The sequence below is a fragment of the Sphingomonas cellulosilytica genome (assembly GCF_052321755.1).
GTDB lineage: Bacteria > Pseudomonadota > Alphaproteobacteria > Sphingomonadales > Sphingomonadaceae > Sphingomonas.
The window spans coordinates 1-9,880 of record NZ_JBQRTT010000014.1 but is presented as its reverse complement, the minus strand read 5'-3'; the positions used below and the strand labels follow the sequence as shown (position 1 = coordinate 9,880).

Below are 9,880 nucleotides of genomic sequence, written 5' to 3'. Positions count from 1 at the left end.
TACGTCAGCACGCCCCATACGCTTGCCGCCGTAACGCACAAACCATGACGCGGGGTGGAGCAGCCCGGTAGCTCGTCAGGCTCATAACCTGAAGGTCACAGGTTCAAATCCTGTCCCCGCAACCACTTGACTTGTCGCACCCCGGTAGCATCCGCGCCCGGGGTATTTTTGCGTCCGCTCGCCTGGCTGATCGTCAGCATCGCGGCCAGATCGCCGGTCATTTCCACCCGCAGCACGCCGCCCACCGGCGTCAGCACGATCCGCTCGATGAGACCGCGGATGATCTCCTGCGCCTGTGTGCGGCTCGCCTCGCTGCTGTAGGCGGCGAGCAGGTCCTCCACCTTCTCGCGATACACCTGCGCCAGCTTCGGATGGAACAGGGCGGGGACGGACGGTTCGGTAGCCTCGGCGACCATATCCTCTAGCGTCGCCTTGCGGCGGCCGAGCCGGTAGAGCTCGTCACGCACCAACGTAGCATCCACCCCGTTCAGGATGGCGTTGGTCAGCCGCTGGATACCGGCCTCGACGCCCTTCAGCTCCTGGCGGTGCGCCGCGCCGTCGCGGTCGCGCTCACGGGCCAGCCGGTTGCTCTCGGCCACATACTCGGCGACGAATGCCTCGATGACGTCGGGGCGGAGCATGTCGTCCTTCAACGCCGCGAGCACCTGCTTCTCAAGCTCGCCTATCCGGATGGTCAAATTATTGCTGCACCCGACCTCGCCGTAGTTGCTGCGCGCGTGGCAGCCCGAGCGCAGCTTCCCGACCTTGCCATAGTTCGAGCCGCACACCCCGCGGGTGACCTTGCCGGTCAGCAGGTATTTCGGGCGCTGCCTGGCCCAGAACGGCGTTACCTCGGGGCCGTGCGGGCAGGCGGTCTGTTCCTGGCGCGCCTTCACCTTCGCCCAGAGCTCGTCGCTGACGATGCGCAGGTGCGGTGCCTTGGCGGCCTTCTTCACGCCCTCGGCGGTTGCGAAGGCGTGGCGCTTGCCCGTCTCCGGGTCCTTGCGGAACGTCTGCCGTTGGTGCTCGGGGCGCCCGACATAGGCCTGGTTGTTGAGGATCCCGGTCCCGCGCTTCTTGTTGCCGTTGATGGTCAAAGCCGACCATTTGCCGCCGCGCGGGCCGGGCACCCCGCGGCGATAGAGCTCGGCGGCGATGTCCTTGGCCGAGCGCCCGGCGGCATATTGCTCGCAGATCCACACGATGGTTTCCGCCTCGGTCGGTTTCACCTTCAGGTGGCCGGGGATGCGGTCGCCGCGCGCGTCGGGCTGGAAGTCGAGGTCGTAGCCGTAGGCGCGGCCACCGGCATTCAGGCCCTTCATGTGCCGGTCGGCGAGCGCATCGCGGGTCTTGCGCGACGTCGCCGAGATCTGCTCGGCGTTCATCGTCCCCTTCATGCCGACGTGCAGCCGCGTGATCTCGCCCTCTGCCACCGTCACCAGCCGGATGCCGAGGAACTGCGGCCGCTCGTAGACCTTGGCGGTATGCGACTGGCCGCGCGACACGCGGTCGAGTTCGTCGGCCAGCACCACATCGACCTCGCGGCGTTCGCAGGCGGCGAGCAGGGCTTGGATGCCCGGGCGGTTGAGCGTCGCGCCCGAGATCGCCTCGTCCGCCCATGCGCCGACCTCCTGCCAGCCGGCCTTGGCGACATAGGCGCGCATGTTGCCGTTCTGAACCGCGATGGTCTCGGGCTTCTGCATATCGGTCGAGTAGCGGGCGTAGAGCGCGACCCTCATCACTTCATTTCCCCATCGCTACGGGCGTCACGGCCAAGATGAGTCCGCGCGAGGTCGCGCGCAAGCAGTCTGGCGAGCGCCAGTGCGGCGGCGTGGCGTGCCGATTCGGGAGAGGAGAACGGTGGCGCGAGGTGGGGCTGGTGTTCCATCCACCAGCCCACAGGACAAAAGCATCGTCCAACCCACGCGAGTCGCCGGGAAAATGCACGACCGGCAGCCGTCACCGGCTGCCGGTCGGAAATCATCACATACCCATGCCGACGTTCATCGCGCGGCTCGCCACGAGGCTCAGTCTTTTCACCGGCGGGGTCCACGTCGCGCGGTCGAGGAGCACGCGCCCGCCGTCGGTATGGCGGCGACCCAGGCGGACCAGATCCTCGTCGCTGAAATCACGGTCGTGGGCGTCTACCCGGTACCGGGCGACCAGACGGCCCTCCGGTCCGCGGAACGCATGCGTCTCGGCGATCGTCATCGCGCTGGCGGTGTCGTACCCGGGTGCGCTAACCCGCACACGCTCGCCGGGATGCGCGACCTGCGACTCAAGGGCCGCCAGTTCGTCCGGCGCGAAGCCGGCACGCCCGCGTTTGCCGAAGTAGATGATCGGCGGCGCCGGCTGCGGGTAGCGGGCGCGATAGTCCTGAAGCGCTGACACTGCCTCTTCGAGCGCGACATGCGTGGACACTTCACGAGCCTGCCGCTCCGCCCAGCTTGCCACGCCCGCAGCCTTTTCACCGTGCGGGTGGACGAAGCCGCGGTCTGCCGCGCGCTGCTCGGCCATGCGACCGCTTGCCGCGACATTCCCCTCGACCAGCGAGTCGTTGAAGCGATGCAGGTCGGCATCGAGCTTCGTGCCGCGATCCAGCGACACGGCGCGGCGCGCGGCATCGCGCACCTGCTCGTGCAGCACCTGCGGGCGCAGGTGCGGCTCGTCGCGAGCGCTCAGATGTGAAAGGCCGCAGTCTTCCAGCGCCTGCATGGCGCGTTGCCGGGCCACACTGACCGCCGAGGCACTCCCGGCTGCCGCGAGGCGATCGCTCGTCACCGCCCAGTCGATGAGGATCATGCGAGCGCTGTCGACGATGGTCGCGGCGTGCTCCTCCCCGGCTGCCACCGCATCGAAGTGGCGACCGGCTGCGCCCGCCAGAAGCTCATGTTCCTTGCGCCAGCCGCGCTGGCTCAGGAACTCGCAGATGTACCGGCTCGTCAGGTTGACGGCCTGCTCCTCCCAGCTGTGCGCGCGGCTCCGCGATGTCTTCATCGTGTCCAGCCGGTCCAGCATGGCCTCACCGGCGGCGGTCAGATACTCGCACTGCGCCGACTCGAGCACGCGCTCGAAGTTACGTTGCGGAAAGACCCTCGCCAACGCTTCGCGGTCTGCGGCCTCGGCGCGGCGCCACCATTCGCCGTCGGGGCATGACGAGGGAGCGACGATGCGGCCGGCTTTCACGTCGGCGGCGCGCGCGGCGAGGGCGCGGTCGGCTGCGGAACTGCTCTCCGGCAAGCCTGCCAGGTTGGCGAGGTCGCGGTCGAGCTGCGTGTTCCCGTCGAACATCGCCCGCAGCAGTACCGCCGCCGCCACGCTGAAACGGGTCTGGCCGCCTCTCGGGCTGGTGGTCGTGCCGCGCAGCAGGTGCGGCACGCCGAGCGAGATGGCGATGCTGTGCGCGAGGTCGGTGCTTTCGATGGTGACCGGTAGCTCCGGGTCGTCGCGCGCCTCCTCAACCCTCATGCACCACGCCGCCAGCACCATGCGTGCGCCATCCAGTGAGTTGGCGGCGTGCACCGCGCCATTGTCGATCTCGCACGCGATATCTTTGCCGATGCGCCCCATCAGGCGATAGTCGATCCACTCGTCATACAGCGCATCGTCAAAGGCGTTGCACAGATAGGCAAAGGCCAGGCCCGCCGCCTCCTTCATCAGCTTGGCCGACGTCGTCGGCTCGCGCTGGTTGGCCTTGTTCTCGATCGTATCCATCATTCGTCTCCGCTCTTCCACGGAGCCTGACCCGCACATGCTGACGATTGATGAATTGATGCCTCCTCCTCCGCGGACGGCGTTCATCGTCGTCGAGCCCGGGTCTCGCAGCTCCGAATTCGCCTTCGAGCGGAAGAGGATCGTGCAACCCACGCGCGTGAGGCAAAATCTGCAAAAAATGCCGAGTTGCGACGTCGCAAAGCAGAAGGGCTGCTTCCAAGGTTGGTGGAGGACAGCCGGTCCGCTTTCGGGCAGACAGTTGGCGTAAGTGAACATTTGTTCATGAAGCTCGCAATGGCAGCTACGCGCCCCAATCTCAGTCGTAGCTTCCGATATCGCAACGCTCCGAAAGCAGCCGTTGGCTACATGCCAGTGCGCTGCAAGCCGACAAGTATCGTCATTGGATACAGGGTTCCATCAAACGGGCGTAAGTGGCCACACGTCGAGGTCACTTTCACTCGATCAATGGCAATCGCGCATGGTCGCCGCGAGCACGCCTTCCGCCCGAGCCACAGTCAGGGCATTCTCCGTCTGCTCGCGGTTCGACGAAACGAAGGCCTCGCCCCAGCGGACGCCCTTGAATCGTGCCACCGAACGCATCGTCGTGTGCCAATCCCGTAATATAGAATAGAAAGTCATTGGCAGCTTGCGAGGCGCTCAGCGCATTGAGGGTAATGACGCTCGGCGCGGGTGCGTCATTCTCATCGACGTAGCGCTGGCCTGCGCGCATTCCCTGTGAAATGCTCTCTTCGCGAAGGCGCACCTGGCTGACTGCTTGGTTGCACAGCATGCAGCCCTTGGCGGGCGAGACGGGCCTCGTAGTAGTGTGGACATCGATCACAGCACCGCTTTCGGGGTCGACCTGGATGCGCGTTCCCATCTGAACGCCCGGGATCAGATACTGATGAACCAGCGCGTTGAACAACCGGCGCGCCCTGTGGCCGTCGGCAGCGAGGAAGATGAAGTCACAGTCCTTGATCGCTGCGACGACTTCGGGCTTCTCCATGACCGAGAAGTGACCCTCGACACGCGCTTTGCGATTGGCGCGGCGGATCACACGGCGCGAGAGATCGACTTTCCTGGTGGCGAAGCGCCTGCCGAGCTTGCGAATCCATTGCGGACGAGGTTTGCCGACCAGCCAGGCCATCGCGTCCCATGATGTCGCGTCGACCAGGCGCGGCACGTTTGTGGGATCGACGCGGTCGGGGTCGACGAGGACGAACTGTCCGACACCGAGCCGTGCGAGCAGTTCGACAAGCAACGAGCCAACGCCGCCCAATCCGATGATCGCCACACGGCTGCCTGCCAGTATCGCCTGCCCTTCGACGCCGAACAACCGAACCTGCCGGTCGAAGCGTCCGGCCTCGCCCGTAGCCGTGCGTTCTGGTAGGGGGCGCAGGACTTTTCGCTTAGCGCCGACCACGATCAGCCGATCGAGGGTTAATCGCTCGCCCCCGGGAAACCAGATATCGCCTGCAACAGCATTGGGCGCGAAGACCAGTGAACCGACGGGCATGCCTTCAACAAGATCCAGCAGCGCCGGAAAGCCACGTTCGTGGGATTCGATGTCCACGCTCGAAAAGGCGACGCTGTCTTTGCCGCCGTGGTTGTGCACGGCGAGATAGACGAGCTTCTCGTCACGGCAGAGGCGCGCCTGCTGCGCGATGAAGCGCGCAAGCAACATCCGGTACCCGCGGTTTCCGGGCACCCAGTCCTTGCCTTCTTCGGCGAGAACGAGCGCCCGCGCGGTGAGTACCGGTCCGGAACGGGTCTGCAGCAGCCCGGCTTGGATGACCGCACCATGTTCGTCGCCGTCGCCGGGAAAAAGGTGAGCGGAAAGCTCTTCATACATTGAGCGCGTCATGCGCATTTCGCAGCGTTGCTTCATCGTTCGGTCATCCACTTCATGACGGAGAGGAGTTTCAGCAGCGGAGATTCCTGAATCCAGACCGACTGGTTTCGCTGTCGGCGAGAGATCATCACGGCCGGCCGCTGGGGGAGGCCGGGCGTGTCGGCTGCTGGAAAGTGATTTGCGCCGTGGATCGGCGGCGAGAGAGCCCGTCCATCTGCAAAGCTCAGATCCGACCGAACCCAGAACGGGTAGGTGTCGTCTTCCGGACACGCGTTGGAAAGGAAAAATCCAACCCAGGTAGTCTCCTGCGCAAAGGGCTTTCCGAGGGGGATTTCATCGATCAGCACATGCGCGCCGCCACAGGGAGACGGATAAACGTGGAGCGGAAGCTGCGCGAATTGTTCGCGCAGCTCCGCGATGGCGGCCGTGACGCCAGCGCGCATCTCGCCCATTTTAGCTGTCCTCGTGGTTGTCGACGGCGCCGAACTTTTCGCCGCCACGGATGAACACGCGATCGGTATCGCCGATGACGCGGGCCGGGACGCCTTCGCCCTCGAGATCGAGGATGAAGTCGAGCTGGATCGCAACACCCTGCGCGATAGCGGCCGTCTTGATCGCGAGGCCATCGTGCCAGCCGCGCGAAATCGTCACCGGCTTGGTGTTGACCGTGATCCGCACCTCGGGGCGCTTTACCACGTCGAGACGCTCGGCCCCCGCCGCTTCGAGATCGACCTCGCCTTCGTCATCGATGAGGAGATCCTCGCCCGGCAGCGACATGCTGAACACCTCATCGGCCTCAATGCGGTGGATACGGCGCAGTTCGCTCTCAGCGAAGCTGCGCCGCCCCCATTCGTAGCCGCGACCCTCGACGGTGGGGCGGTAGATGCGGTCGCCACGGAACGCACGAAACGCCTTGTCACCGCCGCCGAGATCGATCTTCTCGTCGAGGCCCACCGAGGTGGTGCCGCGATCCTTCAATTCGATCAGGATGTGCTGGTCGGCAGGATCGTGATCCGAGATCTGCAGCGCATCTTCACCGTCGATGTGACGATCGTCGGTGCGATAGGTTTCGCTATTGACGAGAAAGCTGAAACGGCCCGGACGGCTCGCTTCATTGTTTTTTTCTTCGGTACCCATGTGAAATTACCTCATGCCGTTCGGGCCACGACGGAATGCCGGGGCCGACAGGAGGTTGATCGCTGGGGTCCGCGAACTCGGAAGTAGGTCTACAAAAAAAATTAGACGGCAGGCATCGGGGCCGGGCAGAGGAAAAAGTAGCGGCAGCGCGGGCAGGACCAGTCGCTCGGCTTGGGTGGAAATTCCCCTTTGTCGATCGCCGCGACGATGGTTCGACTGGTTTCGAGTCTGGCGCCCTTCTTTCGGTCGGTCTGTTCGATAGGCGTCGTTGCGGCGCCGGCCAGGTGAAAGGTCTCAACGCGGCAAGATTTAACGCCCCCCCGATTGACGGCTTCCAGCAGCAGGCTGTTGCCGATCTTGTCCGCTTCGCCTTTGCTCTGCTTGCCGGCCCGGATTGTACGGTAGATTGTGCCGAATCCGTCGCCGATTATCTGATCGACATGTAGCTCGACCGTTCGCCCGCCAATCTCGACGGATAATTTGGGCTCATTTTCCATGCTGCCCGCTGCGAGGACAGGCAGGAGCCCGGCCAGCATGGCTTCCGTCAGGTTCCGGTAAGAGGTTTCGAAGACATGGCCCACCAGTGGGCTCGTGGACCATGCCTCCTCGAAGATGGCCGAAACCTGAGCCGCATCAAGGGCAACCTCACTCTCACGAGCCGCATCGAGGACCGTCAGCAAGCAGCGATGAGCCTCGAGATAGGCACTTTCGGGTGCATCGCCGCGGAGTGAGGCAACGCGCTCATAATAGAAGCGACGCGGACAATCGTCGTAGCGCTCGATGTCGCGATGCTTCAGCTTTGCAGGCGGCGGCGGTACCGGCAGCGGGGATGGGGCGACAACCGGGTAAATCCTGGTAACCTTCTGACAATCGGCGGGGGCCGGCAATGCAAGGCCGGGCCGGCTAAGGAAGGCCGACGGGTTCGAATTCTTGCCCGCACGTCTTGCCGCGCGATAAAGTCGCAGATGTGTACGCGCACGCGACAAGGCCACGAAGAAGAGACATTCCTCTTCGGCAACGTGACTGTCGGTTTCGGCGCTGTTGTCGATCAAGCCGGCGGGCGGAGGGCAGCGCGGCTGCCGGTCGGCCGCCGGGATCGTGCCAGCGTACAGGCAGGGCAAATGCACAGCCTCGAATTCAAGTCCCTTGCTTCCATGTATCGTAAGCAGCTGGACGCCATTGAGACCGGCAAGCTCGTCGGGGAGGCGTCTCAACTCCCTATCATCGGCAAGCAATACCATATGCCGGACGCGGTCCAACCCGCGCTTGATGGGGGACCTGCTGCCGCGCAGTGGCATCGACCGCATCGCTTCGACAAGTTGGCGGACTGCCACGCGCCGCATCTCGTCGCGCGGTGCCTGGCCGACCGTCAGATGGACGACATAGTCGCTTCGCTCGAACAGATATTCCATGAGGATGAACCACGGAGTGTGTCCCGCATGAAACCCCTGCAGATGATTTCTAAGGCGCTCGAGACCCATACGAGCGGGCACCGACAAAACTGCTAGGGTCTCCGCATCAACAATGAGTTCGGTCACCGGTCTCTTCGTCTCACGCGCGATCCCCAGAAGCTTGACGACGTCGTCGAGCGGAACGCCATATTCGGGAAAGCCGGCAACGCGCAGGAGCGGTGCGTCAGCCCCGCCGACGATTGCAAGCAGCGAAAGAAGATCGCGTATTTCAGGGCGGTCGAAGAGCGGACCAAGATAGAGCACCGGAATCCCGCGCGCTTCCAGCTCATCGCCGACCCGCCCAAGGATTCCGTTGCTTCTGGCCAATATGGCTTGGTCCCTTAGCGCAGTCCCGCCCTTCTCCAGCGCGCGGACGGCACCTGCGAGTTCGTCCATTTCCGCATCAGTGTCTGCCGCGACGGAAATGCTTGGGGACGTGCCAGGTTCATCTCGTTCCGTTTCAAGCTCGAGCGGAAGCGCATAATCCGACACTTGCATGTCGTTGCCGAATTGCATGAAGCGGCTGACGATTGGCTTGGTCGAACGATAGTTTCGCCCCAGTCTGCGCCGAAGCGAAACCGGATAGTGCTTCTTGAACTGTGCCATGTTGGCGGTTGATGCGCCGCGAAAGCGATAGATGGATTGCCTCGCGTCTCCAACGACCCACAGGTTATTTCCTTCGCCGGCGAGACCCTTGATGAGGACGGCGCTGGCGCGATTGATGTCCTGATACTCATCGACGTGGATCCACTTGAAACGCGCGCGAAGGATCTTGGCGAACTCGGCGTCGTCGCGAAGTTTCAGTGCCGGCAGCATGACAAGGTCGCCGTAATCAACAGCTTTGAGCTCATCGAGCTTGGCCTGATAATACTTATAGACCAGCGCGACTTCGGCGGCCTTCGCCGCCTCGAGCGCAGCGTCCGCGTCGTTGTCCTCCGCCGCCTTCTTCGCCATTGCCTCGGCCTTTTCCGCATAGTCTGCCGGGCTGGCGAGTTCGTCCTTGGCGCGGGAAATGGCACGAAAGATGTCGCGTAGCGCGAGCGCCGGCTCGAACAAGTTCTGCAGGTGGACGATGGGAAGCGTCGGCAGGCTGTCTTCCAGCAAATGGATGGCCTCGCTGCCGTCGATCAGCCGCGGATCCTGCCCCTTTCCGAAAATCTCGTGATATTTGCGAAGCAGCTCGAGACCGAAGGCATGAAACGTCCCTGTCCAGATATTAGCCGCAACGGCACCCGCTGCCTTTTCGGCGCGATCGGCAATCTCGCCCGCAGCCTTGTTGGAAAAGGTCAGCGCCAGTATCTCGTCGGCCTGGGCCTCCTTGTTCTTGAGAAGTCGTGAGATCCGTTCCACCAGCGTCTTCGTCTTGCCGGTGCCGGGACCCGCCTCAAGTAAGAATGCCTCGCCGCGGTGAACGATCGCCTCCTCCTGAAATTGGTCCGGAGGAGGTGAAGGGCGCGAGGCGTTGTCCCTAGCCGGAGTCATGTCCGGAAGCAGCAACGCGTCGGTGAGCTGCTGGAAGACAGTTTCCCGGCGAATGCCAAGCCGGTCTGCTATCGCCGCCGCGCGCTCGCCGGCCATGAACAATTGCCGGGCAAGCGCCCTAGGGTCAGGACTCGTTGATCACAGCCAGAAGATGACGGTGGCAGCGAGGGCAATAGCGGAGAGGAAGGCGGTCGGGCATCGATCGTAGCGGGTAGCAACCCGGCGCCAGTCTTTGAGGCGGCCG

At 63.9% G+C, this 9,880-nt stretch carries 6 protein-coding genes, 1 tRNA gene and 1 pseudogene; 1 reads left to right on the top strand and 7 read right to left on the bottom strand.

Features of this window, described 5'->3' with window-relative positions; genetic code table 11:
• Positions 1–48: 48 nt before the first annotated feature.
• Positions 49–125, top strand: a tRNA-Met gene (locus tag ACTZQ5_RS13945).
• Here the strand turns inward: ACTZQ5_RS13945 and ACTZQ5_RS13940 are convergent.
• The 7 genes and pseudogenes from ACTZQ5_RS13940 to ACTZQ5_RS13910 all read right to left on the bottom strand — a co-directional run.
• Positions 96–1,739 (bottom strand): recombinase family protein, encoded by a 1,644-nt coding sequence (locus ACTZQ5_RS13940; protein WP_443585743.1) that lies wholly within the window; start codon positions 1,737–1,739, stop codon positions 96–98. The two genes, ACTZQ5_RS13945 and ACTZQ5_RS13940, sit on opposite strands and share 30 nt — an antisense overlap.
• Positions 1,740–1,983: 244 nt before the next feature.
• Positions 1,984–3,714 (bottom strand): hypothetical protein, encoded by a 1,731-nt coding sequence (locus tag ACTZQ5_RS13935; protein WP_443585742.1) that lies wholly within the window; start codon positions 3,712–3,714, stop codon positions 1,984–1,986.
• A 454-nt stretch (positions 3,715–4,168) separates the two neighbouring features.
• Positions 4,169–5,602, bottom strand: coding sequence for a ThiF family adenylyltransferase (locus ACTZQ5_RS13930; RefSeq protein ID WP_443585741.1), 1,434 nt, complete (start codon positions 5,600–5,602; stop codon positions 4,169–4,171).
• Positions 5,599–6,018, bottom strand: a complete 420-nt coding sequence (locus ACTZQ5_RS13925) for a hypothetical protein (protein WP_443585740.1) — start codon at positions 6,016–6,018, stop codon at positions 5,599–5,601. The genes ACTZQ5_RS13930 and ACTZQ5_RS13925 overlap by 4 nt, the downstream gene beginning before the upstream one ends.
• Before the next feature lies 1 nt (position 6,019).
• Positions 6,020–6,703 carry a hypothetical protein gene (locus tag ACTZQ5_RS13920; RefSeq protein WP_443585739.1) on the bottom strand — a complete coding sequence of 228 codons (684 nt, stop codon included), beginning with the start codon at positions 6,701–6,703 and terminating at the stop codon, positions 6,020–6,022.
• 101 nt (positions 6,704–6,804) lie between these two features.
• The gene (locus ACTZQ5_RS13915; RefSeq protein WP_443585738.1) at positions 6,805–9,732 is read right to left on the bottom strand and encodes an ATP-dependent DNA helicase; all 2,928 of its coding nucleotides are present in this window, start codon (positions 9,730–9,732) and stop codon (positions 6,805–6,807) included.
• Between the two features lie 42 nt (positions 9,733–9,774).
• A pseudogene (locus ACTZQ5_RS13910) lies at positions 9,775–9,880 on the bottom strand (IS5/IS1182 family transposase); the annotation flags it as partial.